Annotated in this window: 20 protein-coding genes; 14 read left to right on the forward strand and 6 right to left on the reverse strand. The window is 70.3% G+C overall.

The genetic code is table 11. The features are described 5' to 3' along the window. A complete protein-coding gene (locus MQP27_RS10935) occupies positions 1 to 357 on the forward strand; it encodes a DUF742 domain-containing protein (RefSeq protein WP_242764377.1) in 357 nt (118 codons plus the stop codon). Further along, positions 344 to 955: a GTP-binding protein gene (locus tag MQP27_RS10940; protein ID WP_242764379.1), complete on the forward strand. Its 612-nt coding sequence runs from the start codon at positions 344 to 346 to the stop codon at positions 953 to 955. Before MQP27_RS10935 ends, MQP27_RS10940 begins: the two co-directional genes overlap by 14 nt. Here the strand turns inward: MQP27_RS10940 and MQP27_RS10945 are convergent. Together MQP27_RS10945 and MQP27_RS10950 are read right to left on the reverse strand one after the other, a co-directional pair. After that, positions 936 to 2,453, reverse strand: a complete 1,518-nt coding sequence (locus tag MQP27_RS10945) for a M81 family metallopeptidase (protein ID WP_242764381.1) — start codon at positions 2,451 to 2,453, stop codon at positions 936 to 938. The genes MQP27_RS10940 and MQP27_RS10945 overlap by 20 nt on opposite strands. Next, positions 2,450 to 3,649 carry an ROK family transcriptional regulator gene (locus MQP27_RS10950; RefSeq protein WP_242764383.1) on the reverse strand — a complete coding sequence of 400 codons (1,200 nt, stop codon included), beginning with the start codon at positions 3,647 to 3,649 and terminating at the stop codon, positions 2,450 to 2,452. Before MQP27_RS10950 ends, MQP27_RS10945 begins: the two co-directional genes overlap by 4 nt. Before the next feature lie 181 nt (positions 3,650 to 3,830). Here MQP27_RS10950 and MQP27_RS10955 point away from each other — a divergent pair, with 181 nt between their 5' ends. The 6 genes from MQP27_RS10955 to MQP27_RS10980 all read left to right on the forward strand — a co-directional run bounded on the left by MQP27_RS10955 (position 3,831) and on the right by MQP27_RS10980 (position 11,520). Beyond that, positions 3,831 to 5,570 (forward strand): peptide ABC transporter substrate-binding protein, encoded by a 1,740-nt coding sequence (locus MQP27_RS10955; RefSeq protein ID WP_242764385.1) that lies wholly within the window; start codon positions 3,831 to 3,833, stop codon positions 5,568 to 5,570. Between the two features lie 3 nt (positions 5,571 to 5,573). Further along, entirely contained in the window at positions 5,574 to 6,533 is a 960-nt protein-coding gene (locus MQP27_RS10960; protein ID WP_242764387.1) for an ABC transporter permease, read from the forward strand. Then, a complete protein-coding gene (locus MQP27_RS10965) occupies positions 6,530 to 7,408 on the forward strand; it encodes an ABC transporter permease (protein WP_242764389.1) in 879 nt (292 codons plus the stop codon). Before MQP27_RS10960 ends, MQP27_RS10965 begins: the two co-directional genes overlap by 4 nt. 17 nt (positions 7,409 to 7,425) lie before the next feature. After that, positions 7,426 to 9,039, forward strand: coding sequence for a dipeptide ABC transporter ATP-binding protein (locus MQP27_RS10970; RefSeq protein WP_443735751.1), 1,614 nt, complete (start codon positions 7,426 to 7,428; stop codon positions 9,037 to 9,039). After that, positions 9,036 to 10,007 carry an ROK family protein gene (locus MQP27_RS10975; protein WP_242764392.1) on the forward strand — a complete coding sequence of 324 codons (972 nt, stop codon included), beginning with the start codon at positions 9,036 to 9,038 and terminating at the stop codon, positions 10,005 to 10,007. The genes MQP27_RS10970 and MQP27_RS10975 overlap by 4 nt, the downstream gene beginning before the upstream one ends. 106 nt (positions 10,008 to 10,113) lie before the next feature. After that, complete coding sequence (locus MQP27_RS10980; RefSeq protein ID WP_242764394.1) at positions 10,114 to 11,520, forward strand: glycoside hydrolase family 43 protein; 1,407 nt, start codon at positions 10,114 to 10,116, stop codon at positions 11,518 to 11,520. 67 nt (positions 11,521 to 11,587) lie between these two features. Here MQP27_RS10980 and MQP27_RS10985 read toward each other — a convergent pair whose 3' ends face one another. Then, entirely contained in the window at positions 11,588 to 12,556 is a 969-nt protein-coding gene (locus MQP27_RS10985; protein WP_242764396.1) for an ABC transporter substrate-binding protein, read from the reverse strand. A gap of 384 nt (positions 12,557 to 12,940) precedes the next feature. On the opposite strand from MQP27_RS10985, the gene MQP27_RS10990 reads away from it, so the two are divergent. Genes MQP27_RS10990 through MQP27_RS11005 form a run of 4 tightly spaced genes read left to right on the forward strand, consistent with a single transcriptional unit; the run spans position 12,941 to position 17,444 of the window. Then, positions 12,941 to 15,940, forward strand: a complete 3,000-nt coding sequence (locus tag MQP27_RS10990) for an ATP-binding protein (protein ID WP_242764398.1) — start codon at positions 12,941 to 12,943, stop codon at positions 15,938 to 15,940. Beyond that, entirely contained in the window at positions 15,937 to 16,416 is a 480-nt protein-coding gene (locus MQP27_RS10995) for a roadblock/LC7 domain-containing protein (RefSeq protein ID WP_242764400.1), read from the forward strand. Before MQP27_RS10990 ends, MQP27_RS10995 begins: the two co-directional genes overlap by 4 nt. A 19-nt stretch (positions 16,417 to 16,435) precedes the next feature. Continuing rightward, entirely contained in the window at positions 16,436 to 16,855 is a 420-nt protein-coding gene (locus tag MQP27_RS11000; RefSeq protein ID WP_242764402.1) for a DUF742 domain-containing protein, read from the forward strand. Beyond that, a complete protein-coding gene (locus tag MQP27_RS11005) occupies positions 16,842 to 17,444 on the forward strand; it encodes a GTP-binding protein (protein WP_242764404.1) in 603 nt (200 codons plus the stop codon). Before MQP27_RS11000 ends, MQP27_RS11005 begins: the two co-directional genes overlap by 14 nt. A 97-nt stretch (positions 17,445 to 17,541) precedes the next feature. Here MQP27_RS11005 and MQP27_RS11010 read toward each other — a convergent pair whose 3' ends face one another. Genes MQP27_RS11010 through MQP27_RS11020 form a run of 3 tightly spaced genes read right to left on the reverse strand, consistent with a single transcriptional unit; the run spans position 17,542 to position 20,044 of the window. Then, entirely contained in the window at positions 17,542 to 18,213 is a 672-nt protein-coding gene (locus tag MQP27_RS11010; protein WP_242764406.1) for an ABC transporter permease, read from the reverse strand. Continuing rightward, positions 18,210 to 18,917, reverse strand: coding sequence for an ABC transporter permease (locus tag MQP27_RS11015; RefSeq protein ID WP_242764408.1), 708 nt, complete (start codon positions 18,915 to 18,917; stop codon positions 18,210 to 18,212). Before MQP27_RS11015 ends, MQP27_RS11010 begins: the two co-directional genes overlap by 4 nt. Then, entirely contained in the window at positions 18,914 to 20,044 is a 1,131-nt protein-coding gene (locus MQP27_RS11020) for an ABC transporter ATP-binding protein (RefSeq protein WP_242764410.1), read from the reverse strand. Before MQP27_RS11020 ends, MQP27_RS11015 begins: the two co-directional genes overlap by 4 nt. A 233-nt stretch (positions 20,045 to 20,277) precedes the next feature. Between MQP27_RS11020 and MQP27_RS11025 the strand changes: the two genes are divergently transcribed. Together MQP27_RS11025 and MQP27_RS11030 are read left to right on the forward strand one after the other, a co-directional pair. Next, on the forward strand, positions 20,278 to 21,135 hold the full coding sequence (locus MQP27_RS11025) for a glycosyltransferase (RefSeq protein ID WP_308289921.1): 858 nt from the start codon (positions 20,278 to 20,280) through the stop codon (positions 21,133 to 21,135). Then, on the forward strand, positions 21,132 to 23,252 hold the full coding sequence (locus MQP27_RS11030) for an ArnT family glycosyltransferase (RefSeq protein WP_242764412.1): 2,121 nt from the start codon (positions 21,132 to 21,134) through the stop codon (positions 23,250 to 23,252). The genes MQP27_RS11025 and MQP27_RS11030 overlap by 4 nt, the downstream gene beginning before the upstream one ends. Positions 23,253 to 23,346: the final 94 nt, after the last annotated feature.

Here is a 23,346-nt window from a genome sequence, read left to right on the forward strand (position 1 = left end):
GTGGGCGGAGGCGACACGGCAGGCCGTCTCGTACGGCCGTTCGCACTGACCGGCGGACGGACCCGGCCGAGCCGCGCCGACTTCACGCTCATCACGACGGTTACCGCGGTGGACCCGCCGCCGACCTGGGCCACCCGACCTCAGCCGGAGCACCAGCGCATCCTGCGCCGGTGTGCCGAGCCGATCGCCGTCGCGGAACTCGCCGCACTGCTCGACCTGCCGGTGAGCGTGGTCGTGATCATGCTCTGCGATCTGCTGGAAGCGGGCCGGATCACGCTCCGTCCGCCCCACCCGGTGTCCCGGAACCAGGACATGAACCTGTTGCAGAAAGTGAGGGACGGCCTTGGCCGACTCTGACACCATCACCCGGTCGGCGCCCGACACGGTCAAGATCCTCATCGCCGGCGGTTTCGGCGTGGGGAAGACCACCATGGTCGGCTCGGTGAGCGAGATCGCGCCGCTGCGCACCGAGGAACGGCTGACCTCGGCCGGCCTCGGCGTCGACGACCTGGAGGGCATCGAGGAGAAGAAGGCCACCACGGTGGCCCTGGACTTCGGCCGGATCACCATCGGCGAGGACCTGGTCCTGTATCTCTTCGGCACCCCGGGCCAGCAGCGGTTCTGGTTCATGTGGAACGACCTCGCCCTGGGCGCCCTGGGCGCGGTCGTCCTCATCGATGTCCGGCGTCCGGAGACCAGCTTCGCGGCGATCGACTTCTTCGAACGCCGGGACATCCCCTTCGTCGTCGCCGTGAACGGCTTCTACGGCGAACACCCCTACCCGCCCGAGGAGATCCGCGACGCGCTGGCCCTGCCGGAACACGTCCAGGTCCTGCTGTGCGACGCCCGCGAGCGCGGCTCGTGCCGGGACGTGCTGATCGCCCTGCTCGACCAGTTGATCGCCTCCGCCGTGCAGTCCGACGGGGGCGGCAGGCTCACTCCCGGGGGCCCGTGAGGGGCCGGTCCGACGGCGCGACGATCCGTGCCGTCAGGTCCGGGTCCGGCATGTCCGGGTCGAAGGGGAACATGGGGCGGCGGATGCGGTGGTGGCCGAGCCTGGTGAGGTCCTGGTCGACGCCGCCCGGGGTGAGCGCCATCTTCCAGTCGGCGGCCATCGCGAAGAGCTCGGGTTCGAGATAGCCGATCTTGACGATCACGACGTCGGCCTGACGGGGACTCAGGTCGAGGTCGGTGAAGTCGTGTTCGTGGTGGTACGGCTTGCGCAGCCGGGTCAGGATCACGTGCACGGAGCCGACCCGCAGGACGGCCTCGGTCTCGGCGTCGCGGTCGCCGTGCCGGATCGCGTGGACGACGCCGGTGAGGGTGAGCGGGCCTGCGTGCCGGTCGTCCACCTCGGCGCCCGCGGTGACGGTGACGGTCGCTCCGACGCCGGCCGCGACGGCGGCGTCGACGGCCGCGGGGCCGGGCAGGGAGGCGTAGATGACGGTGGGGCCGTCCTCGTCCTTGAACTCCGGGCGGGCCAGGACCTGTTGGAGTCCCCAGGTGACGTCTCCCGCGCCGCCCGCGGTCGGATTGTCGCCGGTGTCGCTGACGAAGTAGGGGCGGGCGGTGGAGGCCAGCGCCGCGTCGAGGCAGTCGTCCAGGGTGCCGGTCGGGGCGACGAAGGCGAAGTCGCGGCGGGCCGCCCAGAAGCGGTTCGCGAGCCGTTCGGCGCCCGTGGTCACGGCCTCCCGGGAAGGTCCCGTCACGACGACCGCGGCACGGTTGCGCGGTTCGTCCGCCCACGCGTAGCCGACCCAGATCGCCGCGTCGGTCACGCCCTCGGTGGCCTCCACCTCGTCCACTGCGGCGTACACGCTCTTCGCCGGTTCGATGCGGGTGGAGGTCTGCTCCCCGGCGAGCAGCACCGGCACCGGGATCCAGGCCTTGACCGGGCGGGGGGCGCCGGTGGTGAGGAGGTCGACGAGGTTGCGGGCGGCTCGCTCCTTGGTGTCCATGGCGTCCTCGTGCGGGGCCATGCGGTAGCAGGTGATCAGGTCGCTCTGGTGGACGAGTTCGCGGGAGACGTTGCCGTGCAGGTCCATGGAGGTGGACACGAGCGGGTCCGGTCCGATCACTTCCCTTATACGGGCGAGGAGTTCGGCCTCCGCGTCGTCCAGGCCCTCCACGGTCATCGCGCCGTGGATGTCGTACCAGAGTCCGTCGATACGGCCCAACCGGCCGAGTCTGTCGAGGAGTTCGGCGGTGAGTTCGGCGTACGCGGCCGCGGTGACCGTGCCGCCGGGGAGGGCCTTGCCGACGAGCGCTCCGCGCCAGTGGGCCGAGTCGTGCAACTCGGTGCCGGGGGCGAGGAACTGGTAGCGGGACAGGATCTCGTCGCCGCGGAGGGGGTGGAAGGCGGGGGCTTCGGTGCGGGCCGGGGAGAAGGTGGAGGACTCGATGCCGAGGCCTGCGATGGCGATCACGGGATGCTGTGGTGTCAGGTCTGTCATCGGGTCCTCGCTTGGTCCATGACCTTCTCCAGTGCTTCTGTGAGCGCTCGTTGCAACGCGAACTGGCCTGCCCCCACCAGGCCCGCGTCGGCGCCGAGGCTGGTGCGTTCGATCACCAGGTGCTTGGTCACCAAGGGGTGGCAGCCCTCGTACAGCTGGCTGCGTACCGCCGCCACGAAGGGTTCGAGGGTGGAGAGGATGCCGCCCAGGTAGACGGCGTCGGGGTTGAAGAAATTGACGTTGGCCGCCAGGACCTGGCCGAGGTAGCGGCCCGCCTGGCGGACGGCTCGGGTGGCCTCGGGGTCGGCGTCCGTGGCGAGGCGTACGACGTCCTCGGTGGACGTCACCTCCAGGCCGCGCTCGCGCAGGATGCGGACCAGGGCCGCGCCCGAGGCGACCGTCTCCAGGCAGCCCGTGTTGCCGCAGGAGCAGGGCGTGTCGTGGCCGGCCTCGACCCTGACGTGGGTGATCTCGCCGGCTGCTCCGGTGCCGCCGCGGTAGAGGCGGCCGTCGGCGATGACGCCCGCGCCGATGCCGGAACCCGCCTTCACCATGATGGACTGACGCTGCTCGGGGGGCCGGACGCTGTGCTCGCCGACGGCCATGCAGTTGGCGTCGTTCTCGATGGCCACCGGGACCGAGAAGCGCTCCTCCATCCAGGCGCGGACGGGGAATCTGTTCCAGCCCGGCATGCGGGCGGGCAGCGTCACCAGGCCCGGTTCGACGTCGACGGGTCCGGGCAGGCACAGGCCCACTCCGCGCAGCAGTCGGCGGCCGTGCCGGTCGGCGAGCTCCGCGAGGGTCTCGGCCAGTCCGGGCAGCGCCGCCTCGGGGCCGTCGGCGGTCGGGAACGGGACCGTGGAGACGTCGGTGAGTCCGCCGCCGGGGAGCACGACACCGACGTGGGCGTGCCGGCCGCCGAGTTCGGCCGCGACCGCGAAGCCGTCGCTGCCGCCGAGGCGCAGCACCTTGCGCGGCCGTCCGCCCGCCGAGGACACCGTGCCCTCCTCGGCGACCAGTCCGTGCTCCAGCAGCTGGCTCACGGTGAGCGAGATCGTCGAGGGCGCGGCACCGAGCAGCCCGGCGATCTCCGTGCGCGTCGTGGCCTGCCCGGAGGCGAGGAGTTCGAGGACGCGCTCGGCCAGCGAGGAGACGCCCGCGCCGTTCTTCCGGCGCGGCGGACTTTTTTCAGTCATGAACGAAGTAACTTCCGTCGGCGGCGTTCGGGACGACGAGCGTACGACCCGTAGACCACCTCTGCGCTTTTTTCAGAACAGCAGAAACAGGCTTTTTACAGCGACGCGTCTGTTTCTTCGAACAATCGGGTCGTTGACTATCCTCACCCCGCTTCCACTCCCCCTTTCTTCGAGGTGAGCCATGTCCCCTGCCCGCACGAGACTTCTCGCCGGTGCCGTCGTCTGTGCGGGCACCCTGGTGCTCGCCGGCTGCTCCGGGTCGAGCGGTACGTCGTCCGCGTCCAAGGACTCAATCAACTACGCGCTGCCCGCGAACTTCACGCCGAACTGGATCCTGCCGATCGGCACGGCCGCGCACCTGAACACCAACAACATCTCCATCGCGAACACGCTGTGGGAGCCGCTCATCGCGTACGACGGCTCGACCGGCAAGATCGCCTGGAACAAGGCCGGTTCGATCGCCGCGGCCGCGGACTTCGCCGCCGACAACAAGAGCGTGAAGATCACCCTGGGCGACCGGCACTGGAGCGACGGGAAGCCGATCACCTCGAAGGACGTCGAGTTCTGGTTCGACCTCATCAAGGCGAACAAGGCGCAGTGGGCCGGCTACAACCCGGGCAAGGCGCCGGACAACTGGACGTCCTTCAAGGCCGACGACGACACCCACTTCACGATCACCTTCGACAAGGCCTACAGCCCCCAGTGGATGCTGGCCAACGAGCTGAGCCTCATCAACCCGCTCCCCCAGCACGTCTGGGACAAGGGCACCCCGAAGGCGACCTGGACCTACCTCAACAACGCGGCCAAGAACATCGGGGGTTACGCCACCAACCCCCTGTGGAAGACCATCTCCGGCCCGTACCGGGTGAAGTCCTTCTCCACGGCCGGCAAGGTCGTCCTGACCGCCAACAAGAAGTACGACGGCGGCGAGAAGCCGGGCATCCCCACGGTGAACCTCCTCCCCTTCACCACGGCGGACGCGGAGAAGAACGCGCTGCGGTCGGGCACGGTCGACTACGGCTACATCGAGGCGACCGACCTCGACCAGAAGGACAGCTTCACCGCGCGCGGCTACGAGGTGAAGCCCTGGTCGGGCTGGGCGATCACCTACATGCCGTACAACTTCAACAATCCGGCGATGGGCGCGGTGTTCAAGCAGCTGTACGCGCGGCAGGCGGTGCAGCGGTCGATCGACCAGACGACTCTCGCGAAGGTCGTCTTCAACGGGACCGCGGTGCCCGGCTACGGCCCGGTCCCGCAGGCCCAGAGCTCCGACTTCCTCTCGTCGACGCAGAAGGACAACCCGTACCCGTTCTCGACCTCGGCCGCCAAGTCCCTGCTGACGAGCCATGGTTGGGCCGAGCAGGGAGGGGTGATGACGTGCACGGACTCCGCGAAGTGCGGTGAAGGGGTCGCCAAGGGGACGAAGTTCGAGATGACCGTGCTGTCGCAGTCCGGCTCGACGGTCACCGACAACATGATGAGCGCGATCCAGTCCTCGCTCGCGAAGACCGGCATCAAGTTCTCCATCAAGACCGCGCCGGTCAACTCGGTCCTGTCGCAGACCCCGCAGTGCACGGCGAGCCAGTCGATCTGCAAGTGGCAGCTGTCCTTCTTCGGCACGGCGGGCAGCTGGTACTTCAACGCCTTCCCGACCGGTGACTCCCTCTTCCAGACCAAGGGCGGCTCGAACTTCGGCAACTACTCCGACCCGGCCGTCGACAAGCTCATCACCGCGTCCACGACGTCGAGTTCGAACCAGGCGGTCCAGGAGTACAGCGCGGCCCTCGCCAAGGACCTGCCGGTGATCTGGCTGCCGGAGCCCGACTACCAGATCTCCGTGATGAAGAACGGCCTGGGCGGCTTCTCCCAGGACTCGCTCGCCAACTTCCACCCCGCGCAGTGGAAGTGGACCAGCTGAGGCATGGAGACTCTCGCCTACCTCGCCCGGCGGACGGCCCAGGCGCTCGTGGTGATCCTCATCGTCACGGTCGTGGTCTTCTGCCTGCTGCACGCGCTGCCCGGGGGTCCCGCACGCGGGATCCTCGGCCCGCAGGCGACGGCCCAGCAGATCGCCGCCTTCGACCACGACCAGGGGCTGGACCGGCCGCTGCCCGTCCAGTACGTCTACTACCTGCGCACCCTGCTCCACGGTGACCTCGGGACCTCGTACACCCTGAACGAGGCGGTCTCCCAGCTCGTCGGGCAACGGCTGCCGAAGACCCTGGTGTTGACGGTCCTGTCGGCCGTCGTCGGGCTGCTGCTGGCCGTCCCGCTGGGGATGTGGCAGGCGGTGCGGCGCAACAAGCCCGCGGACTACGTGATCACGACCCTGAGCTTCGTCGCGTACTCGACCCCGGTGTACTTCCTGGGGCTGATCCTGGTGCTGGTCTTCACCCAGGAACTGAACTGGTTCCCCTCGCAGGCGCCCCAAGGGGACACGCCGGCCCAGGTGTTCGCGGATCCGGTGGCGCTGGTCCTGCCGGTCGTCACGGGGGCGGCCTCCATGGTCGCCGTGTTCAGCCGGTACATGCGGGCCGCGACCCTGGAGAACCTGTCCGAGGACTACGTCCGCACCGCTCGGGCGGGCGGCTCCCGGCAGGGGGCGATCCTCTTCCGGCACGTCTTCCGCAACTCGCTGACGCCGGTGATCGCGATGCTCGGCTACTACGTGCCGGTGCTGTTCGGCGGTGCGCTGGTCGTCGAGCAGCTCTTCAACTACCCGGGGATGGGGCTGCTGTTCTGGAGCGCCGCGCAGTCGTCCGACTATCCGGTGCTGCTGGGCTGCGTGCTGGTCATCTCCGTCGCGACGGTCGTGGGCACGCTGCTCGCCGACGTCGTCCAGCGGATCGTCGATCCACGAGTGAAGGCGGGGCGCGCATGACTGCCGTACTGCAGACCGCGCCCGTCGAGGCCGTCCCCAACTACCGGGTGTCCCTGCGGAAGTTCACCCGCAACAAGCTCGCGGTCGCCGGTCTCGCGGTGGTCCTGCTGTTCCTTCTGTTCTGCTTCGTCGGGCCGCTCCTCCATTCCACCGACCAGACCCACACCGACCTCGGCCAGGTCAACCTCGCCCCCGGCGGCGCCCATTGGCTCGGCACCGACGCCGTGGGGCACGACGAGCTCGGGCGGCTCATGTACGGCGGGAAGGTCTCGTTGCTCGTCGGGCTCGCGGCCGGGATCCTCGCGACGGTCATCGGGACCTTGTGGGGTGCGGCCGCGGGATACGCGGGCGGCTGGGTCGACGCGGTGATGATGCGGGTCGTGGACGCCGGGATCGCCATCCCCGCGCTGTTCATCCTGCTGGTGGTGTCCGCGATCACGACCCCGGACACGGCCGGGTTGATCCTGGTGCTCGGGCTGGTGTCGTGGCTGGTGCCGTCCCGGCTGGTGCGGGCCGAGACGCTGACACTGAAGAGCCGGGACTACGTACTGACCCTGCGCGCGACCGGCGGCACCCACACGCGGGCGATCACCCGGCACATCCTGCCCAACTCGGTGTCCACGATCGTCGTCGCGGCCACCTTCCAGGTCGCCGACGCGATCCTGCTCGTGGCGTACGTGTCGTATCTGGGCCTGGGTGTGCAGCCGCCGAAGACCGACTGGGGCGGGATGCTGTCGGCCGGTCTGACGGCGGCGTACTCCGGCCGATGGTGGCTGATCGTGCCGCCGGGGTTGGCGATCATTCTGGTGGTGTGCGCGTTCAACGCGATCGGGGACGGGTTGCGGGACGCCTTTGACGTGAGGGGGCGCGGGTGAGTGGGGAGCGGGAGAGGGTGTTGGAGGTCGAGGATCTGCAGGTCAGGTTCGCTACGGACACCGGCGAGGTCCCTGCGGTATGTGACATATCACTGCACGTGCATACAAGTGAGACCCTCGCCCTGGTGGGCGAGTCCGGCTCCGGCAAGTCCACCGTCGCCCTGGCCGCCATGGGTCTGCTCCCCGGCAACGCCCGCGCGAGCGGCCGGGTCACCGTCGACGGCACCCAGGTCGTCGGCGCCGGCGAGGCCGAGCTGGCCCGGCTGCGCGGCCGTACCGCGTCGATGGTGTTCCAGGAGCCGGCCACCGCGCTCGACCCGCTCACCCGGGTCGGCGCACAGATCGCCGAGGTCATACGCAACCACCGCCCCCTCGGCCGGGCCGAGGCCGCCCGTGAGGCGATCGAGCTTCTGCGCCGCGTCGGCATCCCCGAGCCCGAGCAGCGGGCGAGGGCCTTCCCCTTCCAGCTCTCCGGCGGGCAGCGGCAGCGTGTCGTCATCGCCATGGCGATCGCCAACTCGCCGGGGCTGCTGATCGCGGACGAGCCGACGACCGCGCTGGATGTGACCGTCCAGGCCGAAATCCTCGATCTGCTACGGGGGTTGGCCGCCGACTCGGGCACGGGCGTGCTGCTCGTCACCCACAACATGGGCGTGGTCGCCGACTTCGCCGACCGGGTGGCCGTGATGCTGAACGGCGAGATCGTGGAGACCGGACCGGTCGAGGAGGTGCTGCTGCGGCCCCGGCACGAGTACACGCGGAAGCTGCTGGCGGCGGTGCCGAGGCTGGTGTTCCAGGGCGAGGACCCGGCGCCCAGGCAGGACGCTCCGGTGGTGGAACTCCGGGACGTGCGGGTGCGGTTCGGGAGGGGCCCGCGCGCTGTACGGGCGCTCGACGGAGTGAGCCTCGACGTGCGCCCCGGCGAGACCGTCGGCCTCGTGGGCGAGTCCGGATCCGGCAAGTCGACGGCGGCCCGGGTCGCCCTGGGCCTGATCCCGCCGGACTCGGGAACGGTGTCGCTCTTCGGCACCGACCTGGCGCGTTCCCGGGGCCGGCGGCGGCGTGCCCTGCTGTCGGGTGTGGGCGTGGTGCTCCAGGACCCGGTCGCCTCGCTCGACGCGCGCATGAGCGTGGCCGAGTGTGTCGCCGAACCGCTGCGGATGCACCGGCGCGGGATGTCGGCTGCCGAGCGGCGGGCCAGGGTGGCCGAGGTGCTCGAACTGGTGCGGCTGCCGAAGGAGTTGATGGCGCGTGGCCCGCGTGAACTGTCCGGCGGTCAGCGGCAGCGGGTCAGCCTCGCCCGCGCCCTGGTGCTCGAACCACGGCTGCTCGTCGCCGACGAGCCGACGAGCGCGCTGGACGTCAGTGTGCAGCGCACGGTCCTGGAGGTGATCGCCGAGTTGCAGCGCGAGCTGGGCTTCGGCTGTCTGTTCGTCTCCCACGACCTGGCCGTGGTGCAGCAGTTCGCGCACCGGGTCGTCGTGATGCGGGCCGGGTGCGTCGAGGAGCAGGGGCCGACCATGTCCACCCTGCTGCGCCCGCGGAGCGAGTACACCCGGCGGCTCATCGCGGCCGTGCCTGTGCCGGATCCGGTGGTGCAGCGGCGGCGGCGTGCCGGGGTCACCGTATGACGGCCCTCGTCGTGGGCGTCGACATCGGCGGTACGACCACCCAAGTGGTGCTCTGCGCGGGTGACTTGACGGTCGCCGACCGGCTGGAGGTGCCGACCCCGGCGGCCGAGGGCGGGGCGGCGATGGTGGGCGCCGCGCTGGACGCCGTACGACTGCTGCTGGACCGTACGCCCGGGCGGCTGCTCGGGGTGGGGGTCGGGGCGGCGGGGGTGGTGGACGCGCGGGCCGGGCGGGTGCTGGTGGCGAGCGACTCGTTCCGGGGCTGGGCCGGGTTCGGGGTGACGGCGGAGGTGGAACGGGCGCTGGGGGTACCGGCGTTCCTGGACAATGACGTCAACGCGTTCCTGCGCGGTGAGGCGATGGCCGGTGCGGTGGCGGGCGAGCCGGATGTGCTCGGGATGACGCTGGGCACCGGGGTCGGTGGGGCGCTGTGGCTGAATGGCGCCCTTTACGACGGGCCGCACGGTGCCGCGGGCGAGATCGGGCATGTGCCCGGCTTCGGTGAGCTGCCGTGCACCTGTGGCGGGCGCGGGCATCTGGAGACGCTGGCCTCCGGCCGCGCGCTCGCCGCCCGTTACGGCGAGCGGACCGGCCGGGCGGTGTCCGCGCGGGAGGTCGCCGAGGCGGCCGGCCGGGGTGACGCGGACGCGGTGGCGGTGTACGAGGCGGCGGGCGCGGGGGTGGCCCGGGCGATCCTGGTCACGGCGGGGCTGCTGGATGTCACGACGTTCGTGATCGGCGGGGGTGTCAGCCGGTCCTGGGCGCTGATAGAGCCGGTGATCCGGCGGACGCTGGCCGCCGAACCGCCGGTGAGCGGACACCCGCTGCGGGTGCTGCCGGCCGGGCTCGGCGGGGACGCGGTGGCGGTGGGGGCGGCGGCGCGGGTGCGGGCGGAGCTTGATCCACACAGGGCCACCAAAGGCAACGGCAAGGTGAACGAAGAGAACCAGCCAAGCCCGACCGTGTGATTGACGCGCACTCGTCACATCTCTACCTTCTGATCGACTTACCGAACTTCGTTCGATATATCGAATCTCGGTCATCGGGCATCCCCCGCACGCCCCTGGAGAGCACATGAACGCCACACCGGACCACCCCCTCCCCCGCACCTCCCGCCGCTCCTTCCTCGGCATGGCCGCGACCGTCCCGCTGGCCGCCACCGGCGCGCTGGCGCTCGGCGCCGCAGCGGCCAGGGCCGCCACCAACTCGGCGTACGTCATGTGCTACTTCACCGAGTCGCCGGACATGCTCGCCGCCAACTACGGCCTGCACCTGGCCGTCAGCATCGACGGGCTCCAGTGGACCCCGCTCAACCAGAACGACCCGGTCGCCACCCCGACCGAGGGCTCGCTGGGTCTGCGCGACCCCTTCATCCTGCGCAAGCAGGACGGCACGTTCGTGGTGCTCGCCACCGACCTGAACGGCACCGACTGGACGTACGTCAGCCAGTACATCCACGTCTGGGACTCCACCGACCTGCGCAGCTTCACCGGCTACCGGCGGATGAAGGTGCACAGCATGGACACCCACGCCTGGGCGCCCGAGGCGTACTGGGACGCGGGCCGCGGGCAGTACGGCGTGATCTACTCGGCCGTGAACTCCAGCGGCCACAACGTCATCATGGTGAACTACACCAGCGACTTCGTGACCGCCTCCGACCCGCAGGTCTTCTTCGACCCGGGCTACGACGTCATCGACGGTGACCTGGCCGTGGGCGTGAACGGGGTCAACTACCTCTACTTCAAGAAGAACTCGACCCTGGTCGGCGCGAAGTCCGCCTCCCTCGACCCCGGCAGCTTCACCGAGTTCAGCACCGCGGTCTCGCACAACGGCACCGAGGCGCCGACGCTGGTCAAGTCCCTGACGTCGAGCTCCACCTGGTACCTGTGGGGCGACACCTGGTCGCCCAACGGCGTCTTCTACGCCTGGCAGACCAACAGCCTGGCGGCCGGCACCTGGACGGCCCTCGACCAGAAGATCTACACCCAGCCGCTCAACTCCAAGCACTGCGGCATCCAGCCGATCACGTCCACCGAGTACAACAACCTGGTCGCCAAGTGGGGCACACCCGCCTGGAACCGGCTCAAGTCCTACAACTACCCGGCGCGTTACGTCCGGCACAGCAACTACGTGGGCCGGATCGACGAGTACGCCTTCGACCCGTACACCGACTCGATGTGGAAGCTGGTGCCCGGTCTCGCGGACAGCGGCGGGGTGTCCTTCCAGTCGGTCAACTACCCGACCCGCTACCTGCGGCACTACAACTACGCGCTGCAGCTCGACGTGAACGACGGCACCTCGACGTTCGCCGCGGACGCCACGTTCTACCGGACGGCGGGCCTCGCCGACTCCTCGTGGTCGTCGTTCCGCTCGTACAACTACCCGACGCGGTACATCCGCCACTCGAACTACGTCCTGCGCATCGACCCGATCTCCACCAGCACCGAGCAGCAGGACGCGACCTTCTACGTCGGCTACTGAGCACAGCCGGGCGCGGGCGCCCCCTCGTGGAAGGGGCCGCCCGCGCCGGTGGGTCCGGGGCCTCGGGTCAGCTGACCAGGCCGACCGACTTCAGCCAGGCCTTCGCGACGTCCAGCGGGTCCTTGTTGTCGAGCTGAACCTGGGAGTCGAGGTCGAGCAGGGCCTTGGTGTCGAGCTTGGCGGAGACCGCGTTCAGCGCGGCGACGCCGTCCGAGGACAGGCCGCTCTTGTAGACGAGGGGCTGCACGTTCTCGAAGCCGAAGAGGTTCTTCGGGTCCTGGAGGACGACGTGCTTCTCCTTGGTGATCGTCGGGTCCGTGGTGAAGAGGTCCGCGGCCTGCACCGTGTTCTTCTTCAGCGCCGCCTGGGTCAGCGGACCGCCCGCGTCCAGCGCCTTGAAGCCCTTGAACTCCAGGCCGTACACCGACTTCAGGCCCACCAGTCCCTGCTGCCGGGTCTGGAACTCCGGCGAGGCGCCGATGGTCAGGTCCTTCGCGATGTCCTTGAGGTCCGCGATGGAGGACTCGGAGGTCAGCTTGTACTTGTCGGCGGTGGCCTTGTTGACCGTCACCGAGTCCTTGTCCTGCGCGGAGGCAGGGTCGAGGAGCGTCAGCTTCGAGTCCAGCTTGGCCTCGATCGCCGCCGTGGTGGCCTCGACCGTCTTCGGCGCGGCCTTCGGGTCGAGGTAGGCGAGAAGCGCGCCGTTGTACTCCGGCAGCACCGTGATGGAGCCGTTCTTCAGCAGGCCGTAGGTGGTCTCGCGGCTGCCGATGTTCGGCTTGTAGGTGACCTTGACTCCCTTGGCCTTGAGTGCCTCGCCGTAGATGTCGGCGATCAGGATGCTCTCGGCGAAGTTGTTGGAGCCGACGACGACGGTCTTGCCGTCGGACTTCCCGCCGCCCTGCAGCGGGTCGGAGGAGTTGCTGTCGTCGTTGGAGGAACCACATCCCGCCAGCAGGGCCGTGGTCGCGGCGAGCGCGACGGCCGTCGCGGAGTAGCTCTTGATGGACCTGCTGCGTGGGGCGTTGGAGTTCACGATTCCCGTTCCGGACTCGGGGGATTGATGAGAAGGAAGCTCTGGAACTGATCCAATCCAGCCTGTTCTCACTCAGTCAAGAGCAGCCTGGTCACCAATTGGCCTCAATGCGTGATCAGTTGTGAATGCAGCGTGAACGGACCGCGGACGATCCGGCGGCGCTTTGTAACGGATTCTTGACGTAGGGCGACGCCCTTGATCGTTCCATGAGGCGGTAGTCTCACCGCAGTTGGCGTCGGTAACAGCGGTGCGCGGGGGTCGCTTCGGTGCCATCGAGCACCGTTTTCCACGATATCTTCATCGATCAGATTCGGTCATGCGTGTCGTCACAGTCGTCGCGCGCGATGAGATCCCCTGTGTGAGATCCCCTGTGAAGGAGGCCCGGTGTCCACGAAAGAGGTGGACGCGACCGCCCGGCCCGCCCCGCCGTCGCCACGGCGCGGCATCCGCGGGTTCGCCGACCGGTGGACGTTCAGGCGCAAACTCAACCTCCTGGTCGGCGTACCGCTGACCGTTGTGGCCGCACTGCTCGCCTATCTCATCGTCGACCAGGTCGGTCAGTCACAGGACGCGAAGTCGGCGGCCGACCTGGTGCGCAACAGCGAACAGGTCGCCACGCTCGTCAACAAGGTGGAGAGCGAGCACCAGCTGGCGATCCTGCTCTCCGTGCGCTACGAGGCGGGCGGCCAGGGCACCGAGTCCACGCTCGCCGCCTACCGCAGGGCGCAGCAGGCCGTGGACACGCAGATCACGCGGGTGCGCGACGCCTTCGGCGACGAGCTGCCGGACAGCGAGGCGCAGGCGCTCAAGGAGGTCGAGGGCCTCACCAGCCTGCGCGGCACCGTCGAGCAGAGCTATCTGCCCGCGAGCAACATCGACCCCGCGTACGACAACGCTGCCAGGACCCTGATCGACGGCCTGGGCCTGGACCGCAACGCGGAACTCGCCGCCACCTTCACCGGCAACCTCCTCGACTCGCTGCTGCGCGCCGACGCCGCGCACGGCTCCTTCGAGACCGGCGTGTTCTCCGCGACGACCGGTGACACCAACGCGCTGATCGAGTTCACGACCGCCGTCGGCGCGTACGAGCTCTACGAGAACCAGGCCCAGCGCTTCGGCCGGTTCGCCAGCGAGAAGCAGGCCGACCAGCTCACCGGCATCGAGCACACGGCCGCCATGCGGGAGATCTCCGAGGCGTACGCCGAGCTCCAGGTCGCCCCCAGCACCCTGCAGGCCGAGACGCCGGCCGACATCAAGGCGGCCTTCCGGGACGCGCTGGGCGACTACCCGGCCTATCCGCAGCAGGCGGCGAGCCGACTGAAGATCACGTCCTCGCTCATCGACCAGATCGCCGACCGCGCCGACGCCTCCTCCAGCGACGCCGCCTGGCGGGCCGGGCTGCTGCTGAACATCGGTCTGCTCGGCTTCGCGCTCTGGATCGCCTTCTCGATCATCGTGCGCCGCTCGGTGGTCCGGCCCGTCATGGCCCTCACCGGCGCGGCCCAGGAGGTCGCCGACGTGGCCGGGCGCGAGCTGGCCCGGGTGGCCGACGACGACGCCGAGGACGACAGCCCGCCGAAGCTGCGGGAGATGCCGGTCACCGCGAACGACGAGATCGGCGCGCTGGCCGAGGTGTTCAACCGGGTGCAGACCACCGCGATCGCGCTGCTGGAACGGCAGGTGCTCAGCCGGCGCAACGTGGCCGAGATGTTCGGCAACGTCGGTCGCCGCGTCAGCAATCTGACGACGCGTCAGCTCGCGCTCATCGACGCGGTGGAGCGCGGCGAGACCGACCCGGCGCTGCTCGAACGCCTCTACTCCATCGACCACATCGCGGTCCGTCTGCGCCGCAACGCCGACAGCCTGATGCTGCTCGCCGGCATCCGCGAGACGGTCCTGGACTCCGGGCCCACGGCGCTCACCAACGTCGTACGGGCCGCGCTGGGCCAGATCGAGGGGTTCCAGCGGGTGCAGCTGCACGCGCGGACCGAGGTCATGGTCGAGCCCGACATCATCGGCGACCTGACCCTGATGGTGGCCGAACTCCTGGAGAACGCCGTGTCGTTCTCGCCGGTGGGCAGCCCCGTCGAGGTGTACGTGAAGGACTCCTCCGGCGAGGACTCCCCGGCCGGCGCGACGATCGTGATCGCCGACCACGGCCTCGGCATGGGCGCGGAGCGGCTGGCCGAGGAGAACGCGCGCCTCATCCGCCGCGAGCGCCTGGACGTCGTACCGACGAAGGTGCTCGGCCTGTTCGTGGTCGGCACGCTGGCCCGCCGCTGGGATGTCGCGGTCACCCTGTCCCGCACACCGGGCGGCGGCGTGACGGCGGAGGTGACGGTCCCGTCGGCACTGCTGCTGACGATGAGTCCGGTGGGGGTTGCCGCCGGCGGTTCGACGGGGGCACAGGCGCTCGGCGGTGCTACGGGTGCACAGGCGGTCGGCGGTGCTACGGGTCCGCGGGTCTCCGGTGGTTCTACGGGTTCGCGGGTCTCCGGTGGTTCCGTGGGCGCCCAGGCCTCCGGTGGTTCGGCGGCGGCTGACCAGGCCTCCGGCGGTCCGGTGGCCGCTGACCGGGCCTCCGGCGGTCCGGTGGCCGCTGACCGGGCCTCCGGTGGTTCGGTGGCGGCTGATCGGGCCTCCGGTGGTTCGGTGGGGGCAGCCCGGGTTTCCGGCGGAGCGACCGTGCCCTCCTGGGCCGAACGTGGCGACGACGCACCGGCCGGCGTGTCCGGTCCCCGGCCCTCGTCCGCCGTCGAGGAGAACACCGGCTTGGCGCACGGCACCACGGCCGACGGCCGGCCGAGCCCGCTGCCGCGCCGCGTGCCACGCCGGGAGACGGACGCGGAGGCCGCGGCGGACGCGGTCACCGCTTCGGCGGCCCCCGGGGCGGACCCGGACGCGACCCCGGCCGCCGCGTCCGGTCACGAGACGGCTCCGTTCATCCCCCAGGCCCGTACCGAAGAAGCCGGTGTGACCCACGCCCGGTCCGGTGATTCAACCCCCGGACGAGTCGGCGGGCTTGCTGAGCCGGTATCGTCTTTCGAGGTCAGGGCCGGTGGGACAGTGCCGTCCGGCTCGTCCCCGACCGGAGCCGCGCCGCCCCCCGGCGACGGCTCCGCACGCCCGCTGCGCCGCCGGGTCCGCGGTGCCACCCTGCGCACCACCGTCGACGCCGCCCAGCAGGCGGCCCGGCAGGTCGCACGGCCCGCCGACGCGGCCGCCGTCCGGGACGCGCTCGACGAGTTCGAGGCGGCCGTCGCCCGGGCCAACCGCGACAGCCGCGCCGCGGCCGACGACGCCCCCGGCGCCGGCCGGCCCGGCGACCGCCCCACCCCCGACCCGCAGGACCAGAACCACCTCCCGGAAGGAGCCGAGCAGTGAGTACGTCGACAGGTGACACTCCCCCCTCGGGAGCCACCACGCCGGCCGAACTGCAGGCCGCGGCAGCCGATTTCACCTGGCTGCTGAACCGTTTCGCGACCGAGACCGCCGGCGTCGTCGACGCCATCGCGGTGTCCTCCGACGGACTGCTCATCGCCGTGTCCGAGCTGCGCGAGCACGCCGACTCCGAACGGCTGGCCGCGATCGTCTCCGGCATCACCAGCCTGGCCGCCGGCGCGTCCGGCAACTACGGCCTGGGCGGCCTCAACAAGGTCATCATCGACCTGGAGGGCGGCCATGTCCTGGTCTCCGCCATCGGCAGCGGCGCCGTGCTCGGCGTGGTCACCGACAAGGAGGCCAAGCTGGGCAACATCGCCTACGAGATGACGCTGTTCGCCAACCGGGCCGGCACCGCGCTCAGCCCCCAGCTCGTGCTCGCGCTGAAGAACAGCGTCGGCTCCCCGACGGCCCTCTGACCGAGGCGGGCGACACGTCATGGCGGACGGCTCCCCACCCGAGGACGGCCCGGAACCGGTGGGGCCCGCCTCCGCCGTACGGCCGTTCCTGGTCACCGCCGGCCGGGTGGCGCCCACCGCGGCCGGCCGGCCGGTGCCCGTCGAGACCCAGGTGGTGGCCACCGCCGAGGGTCTCGCCGTGCTCGACGGGCTCTCCTTCGAGCAGCACGACATCGTCGCCGCCTGCCGGCAGCCGCAGTCCATCGCGGAGCTCGCGGCCAGGCTGCGGCTGCATCTGAACGTCGTACGGGTCCTCGCCGAGGACCTGCGCGCCGCCGGGCATCTGGCGGTGCACGTCCCCGACTCCGGCGTCACGCACGACGCCACCGTCCTGCGCAGGGTCATCGACGCCCTGCGTGCCATACCCGACTCCCGAGGGGTACTCCGTGACTCCGACTGAACCGGCCGCCACCTTCGCGGCCGCTCCGGTGGCCGCCGTGCGACCGCCGCTGCCGGTCAAAATGGTGATCGCGGGCGGCTTCGGCGTGGGCAAGACCACCGCCGTGGGCTCCATCTCCGAGATCGAGCCGCTGACCACGGAGGCCGCGATCACCGAGGTCGCGGCCGGTGTGGACGACCTCAGCCACACTCCGCGCAAGACCACGACCACGGTGGCGATGGACTTCGGGTGCATCACCATCGACCCGACGCTGAAGCTGTATCTGTTCGGCACGCCCGGGCAGGAGCGGTTCGGGTTCATGTGGGACGACATCGTCGAGGGCGCGGTGGGCGGTCTCGTCATCGTCGACACGCGGCGGCTGGACGACTGTTATGCCGCCGTGGACTACTTCGAGCATCGGCAGATTCCGTTCGCCGTGGCCGTCAACGCGTTCGACGGGAAGGTCGAGCACACGTTGGAGGAGGTTCGGTGGGCGCTTGATGTCGCCGAGCGGGTGCCGGTGATCGTGTTCGACGCGCGGGAGCGGGGGTCTGTGCGGGACGCTCTGCTGGTTGTGCTGGAGCTTGCGTTGGCACGCAGCCAAGGATGAGATCAAAGCCCCCATCGGTCCGTGTTCGACTGACGGCCGGTGGGGGCTTGTCGCGCCCGCGCGGCGGTAGCCGCAAATCGAATGCAGCCCCGCGCCCCTAAAGGGCGCCTCTACGCACTCCCGGTGACACAGTGAAGCGGGCCACCAGCCAGAAGAACCCCAGCGTTATGAGAGCCAGGACGGCCACCAGCGTCGCTCCGCCCACCACCTTCTCGTAGTTGCGCTGGTAGAGGCCGTCGACGATGTATCTTCCCAGGCCGCCCAGGGAGACGTACGCGGCGATCGTCGCCGTCGAGACGATCTGGATCGCCGCCGAGCGGAGGCCGCTGAGGATCAGGGGGAGGGCCACCGGGAGTTCGACCTGGAAGAGGACTCGGGACTCGGTCATGCCCATGCCTCGGGCCGCGTCCACCGGGGACGGGTCGACGGAACGTACCGCCTCGTAGGTGGTGACCAGGATCGGCGGGACGGCCAGGACCACCAGCGGGATCATCACCGGGGTCAGGCCGAGGCCCAGGAGGACGAACATCAGGACCAGGAGGCCGAAGCTGGGGAGGGCGCGGCCCGCCGTGGCGACGAAGGCCACGCTGTTGCCGCCGCGGCCGGTGTGACCGGTGATCAGGCCGGCCGGCAGGCCGATGACGGCGGCGATGGCGAGGGCGGTCAGGGAGTACTGGATGTGCTCGCGCAGGCGGGTGGGGATGCCGTCGTAGCCGTGCCAGTGGGCGTTGTCGCTGAAGAAGGCGTTGATGAAGTGGAGGACGTTCATCGGGCGGCGTCCTCCAGGGCGATCTGCATCGGTTCGGGTTCGTCGACGGGGCGGGGCCTGCGGTTGCCGCGCGGCATCCAGGGGGTCACCAGTACGCGGACCAGGACCAGCAGGGCGTCGGCGAGGATGGCCAGGACCGCGGTGCCGATGACCGAGAGCCAGACCAGGCGGGGCTGGTGGTAGATCATGCCGTCGTTGAGGAGGTTGCCGAGGCCGCCCTGGTTGCCGATCAGCATGCCGACGCTGACCAGGGAGATGCTGGAGACCGTGGCGACCCGGAGGCCGGCGATGATCGCGGGCGCGGCGATCGGCAACTGGACCTGGAAGTAACGGCGTACGGGCCCCAGGCCCATCGCGGTGGCGGCGTCGAGGGTCTCCTGGGGGACCGAGCGGACGCCGTCGACGATGGCCGGGACGAAGACCACCAGGCTGTAGACGCCCAGCGGGATCATCACGGTCAGGTCGGTCTGGCCGGTGTAGTCGATGAGGACGACGAAGAAGGCCAGGGAGGGGATGGCGTAGAGGATCGTCGTCACCCAGAGGACCGGTGGGTACAACCAGCGCAGCAGTACGCACAGTTGGGCGATCGGCAGGGCCACCACGAGTCCGCCCACGACCGGGATCAGGGCGAGCCGCAGATGCAGGCCGACCAGGCCCCAGTACGTGTTCTGCAGGTCGCTCGGTATGTCGAAGAGGCCGTTCATCCGGCGACCTTCTCGTCGCTGCGGCCCTCGGCGTGCGCGGCGCGGATGGCCTCGCCGATGGTCTGCTGCGAGACCACGCCGGTCACCCGGCCGTCGGCGCCGACCGCGACGGCCCAGCCGGTCGGCGAGAGCACGGCGCCGTCGAGCGCGGCGCGCAGCGACTCCTTGCCGTGCTCGAAGGGCCGCCCGTAGGGCAGGAGCCGGGCCGGGTCGACGGCCCCGGCGGTGAGGCGCGCGGGCTCGCTCCAGCCGAGGGGCTTGCCGTTCACATCGGTCACGAGGAGGTAGGGCACGTCCTTGGAGGTGCGGGCGGCGATCTGCTCGGCGGTGGCGTCGGCGGCCACGATCGGGGTGGTGAGCAGGTCGAGGCCGGCCGAGGAGAAGAAGGACAGCCGCCGGATGCCGCGGTCGGCGCCGAGGAAGTCCTCCACGAAGGCGTCGGCCGGGTCGGACAGCAGCTCGGCGGGCGGGGCGAACTGGGCGAGGTGGCCGCCGGTGCGCATCACGGCGACCATCGTGCCGATCTTCACGGCCTCGTCGATGTCGTGCGTGACGAAGACGATGGTCTTGCCCAACTCGTCCTGGATGCGCAGGAGTTCGTCCTGCAGTCCCTTGCGTACGACCGGGTCGACGGCGGAGAAGGGCTCGTCCATCAGCAGCACCGGCGGGTCCGCGGCGAGCGCGCGGGCGACGCCGACGCGCTGTTGCTGGCCGCCGGAGAGCTGGTACGGGTAGCGCTTGGCGAGCGAGCCGTCGAGACCGACGCGCTCCATCAGCTCCCGGGCCCGGGCGCGGGCCTTGGTCTTGTCCCAGCCGAGCAGCCGGGGCACGGTGGCGATGTTGTCGATGATCGTGCGGTGCTGGAAGAGACCGGCGTTCTGGATGACGTAACCCATGGACCGCCGCAGGGTGTTGACCGGCTGCTGCGTGATGTCCTTGCCGTCGATGGTGATCGTGCCCTCGCTCGGCTCGATCATCCGGTTGATCATCCGCAGGGTCGTCGTCTTGCCGCAGCCCGAGGGACCGACGAACACGGTGATCGAACGGTCGGGTATCTCCAGGGAGAGGTTGTCGACCGCCACCGTGCCGTCCGGGTACCGCTTGGTGACTGAATCTATCCGTATCAAAGCGCCGAATACCCTTCGGGTCTGGACCGTTGGTGGCTGAGTCTAGACCTCTTTTGTTTCACCACTTCTTCCAGTGCATGGCTGGATTCAAGCGCCCGGACGAAGGGTCCCCCGGGCCCCGGCCTGGGGATCCGTCCTCAGTCTCCTGTGGCCGTCCTGTGAGTCCGCTGATTCTCACCGGCCCCTCAGAAGCCGCTCAGGGATCCCACAGCGACGGACCCGATGGTCATGTCATGAGCGAAACGAACGCGGGAGGCGTCCGGCGCAGGTCGGTCGAGGTCGTGGTGCCGGTCCACAACGAGGCGCACGTCCTCGCCGACAGCGTCGGCCGTCTCCACGCATACCTCGAAGAGTCCTTCCCGTTCCCGTTCCGGATCACCGTCGCCGACAACGCGAGCACCGACGGCACCTGGGCGGAGGCGACGGACCTGACCCTGCGGCTCCCCCACGTGCACGCCGTGCACCTGGCGGCCAAGGGCCGGGGCCGTGCCCTCAAGCAGGTGTGGTCCGAGTCCACCGCGGACGTCGTCGCCTACATGGACGTCGACCTCTCCACCGGTCTGGAGGGCTTCCTCCCGCTGGTCGCGCCGCTGCTGTCCGGGCACAGCGACCTCGCCGTCGGCACCCGGCTGCACCGCCAGTCGGACGTCGTGCGCGGTCCGAAGCGGGAGTTCATCTCCCGCTCCTACAACCTGCTCCTCAAGGCCGGCCTGGGCGCCCGCTTCTCCGACGCGCAGTGCGGCTTCAAGGCCGTCCGCACGGACGTCTTCCGGGCGCTCGCCCCGCACATCGAGGACACCGCCTGGTTCTTCGACACCGAACTCCTGGTCCTCGCCCAGCGCAACAGGCTCCGCATCCACGAGGTGCCCGTCGACTGGACCGACGACCCCGACAGCCGCGTCGACATCGTCCGCACCGCCCTCGACGACCTCAAGGGCATGCGCCGGATGCTGCGCGGCACCCTCACCGGCCGTACCCGCATCGCCGTACCCCGCCGGACCAGCACACCGCAGGTGCCGGCCGCCCGGACCACCCACGCATCCCTGCCCGTTGGGGCGAACGACTCTCACCTCCTGGAGCACGCGTCATGACGACCCTCGCCCCGCCGCCCGCGCCGCCCGCCCAGGAGGGCAGGCACCGGGCCACGCCCCCGCCCGCGACCCGGATGAGAAGGCTGTTCACCGGCGCCCCCGAGGACCCCCGCTGGGCCCGCCCGGCCCTGTGGGCGATCCTCGTCCTGGCCACCGCCCTGTACGCCTGGAACCTCTCCTCCATCACCGGCAACACCTTCTACAACGCGGCCGTCTACTCCGGCACCAAGAGCTGGAAGGCGTTCTTCTTCGGCGCCCTGGACTCCGGCAGCTTCATCACCGTCGACAAACCCCCGTTCGCCCTGTGGGTGATGGGCCTGTCGGCCCGCGTGTTCGGCTATGGCACCTGGCAGTTGATGCTGCCGATGGTGGCCGTGGGCACGGGCTCGGTGGCCCTGCTGTACCGGCTGGTCAAGCGGGACTTCGGGGTCGTGGCGGGCACGATCGCCGCGCTCACGCTGACCCTCACGCCGATCACCGTCGCCATCAACCGCGACACCAACCCGGACCCGATCCTCGTCTTCCTGATGCTGCTCGGCGCCGCCGCGCTGCTGAAGGCCGTGCGCACCGGACGGCTGATGCCGCTGGTGTGGTCCGGCGTCGCGATCGGCTTCGCGTTCAACACCAAGATGATGCAGGCGTACGTCGTCCTGCCCGCGTTCTTCCTGGTCTACCTGTGGGCGGCGAACGCCTCCCTCGGCCGCCGCATCCGCAACCTGGCCGTCGGCACGGTGGCGTTGATCGCCTCCAGCGCCTGGTGGATGGTGGTCGTCGACCTGATCCCGGCCTCCTCCCGCCCCTACATCGGCGGCTCGACCGACAACACGGTGTGGGACCTGGTCATCGGCTACAACGGCTTCGGCCGGATCTTCGGTGCGAGCTCCTCGGTGGGCTCGCAGGGCAACGGCGCCAGTTTCGGCGGCAGTTCGGGCTTCTACCGGATGTTCAACGAGATCATGGGCGGCCAGATCTCCTGGCTGATCCCCTTCGCGGCCATCGCCCTGATCGGCGGCCTCGTCCTGCGCGGCCGGGCACCCCGCACGGACGCCAAGCGCGCGGCCCTCATGCTCTGGGGCGGCTGGTTCGTCCTGCACTACCTGACCTTCTCCCTCGCCGAGGGCACCTTCCACCCCTACTACGTCACCGCCATGGCCCCGGGCATCGCGGCACTGGCCGGTGCGGGCGGGGTCATGCTGTACCGCGCCTTCAAGGAGGGGCCGGTCGCGAAGTGGGGCTGGGTGCTGCCGGGTGCGATCGCGGTCAGCGCGGTCTGGGCGGTCGTCCTGCTCCAGCGGGTCTCCGGTTCCGGGACGCTCTACACGGTCGCGGAGATCGTGGTCGGCGTCGCGGGTGCGGCGGCCGTCCTCGGTCTGCTCGCCGGCCGGTTCATGAAGCGGCAGAAGCTGATCGGCTTCGCTGCGCTGGCGGCGATCGTGGCGCTGCTCGCCGGGCCGGCGGCCTACTCGGCCTCGGCGGCGACGACCGCGAGCACCAACGGTACGAACCCGACGGCCGGGCCCAGCACGGGTGGCGGCATGGGCGGCGGTGGCGGCATGGGCGGCGGCCCCAGCGGCAGCAAGAGCGGCAGCGCGCCGACCGGCGACGCCCCGAGCGGCAACGCGCCGAGCGGGTCCGGCAGCTCGGGGCAGCCGCCGACCGGCAGCGGCTCCAACTCCTCGTCGAGCAGCGGCTCTTCGTCCTCGTCCTCGTCGAGCACCGGCTCCTCGTCCTCCTCCTCGTCGAAGGCCGAGGGCGGCCAGATGGGTGGCGGGGGCATGGGCGGTGACGTCAGCTCCGCGATGATCACGTACCTCAAGAAGCACCAGGACGGCGCCACCTGGCTGGTCGCGGTGGCCACCGACCAGACCGCGTCCTCGATCATCCTGGAGTCCGGCCAGCCGGTCATCTCCATGGGCGGCTGGTCCGGAAGCGACAACGCGATGACCCTGGCCAAGCTGAAGAGCCTGGTGAAGTCGGGCAAGCTGCACTACATCGTGGTCAGCAGCAACGGCGGCCAGTCCACCAACTCCGAGATCTCGACCTGGGTCAAGAAGCACGGCACGGCCGTGAGCGCCTACAGCGGCCTCTACCGCCTGGACGCCTCCGACGTCAGCTGACCCCCATCCACCACCCCCCTCGGGCGGGCCGCCGGACTCCCCTGCCGGCGGCCCGCCCTTCTTCGGTTTCACCGCATCCCCGCCCTTCGGTTTC

Origin of the sequence: Streptomyces cylindrosporus, from assembly GCF_022698165.1 — a bacterium.
GTDB lineage: Bacteria > Actinomycetota > Actinomycetes > Streptomycetales > Streptomycetaceae > Streptomyces > Streptomyces cylindrosporus.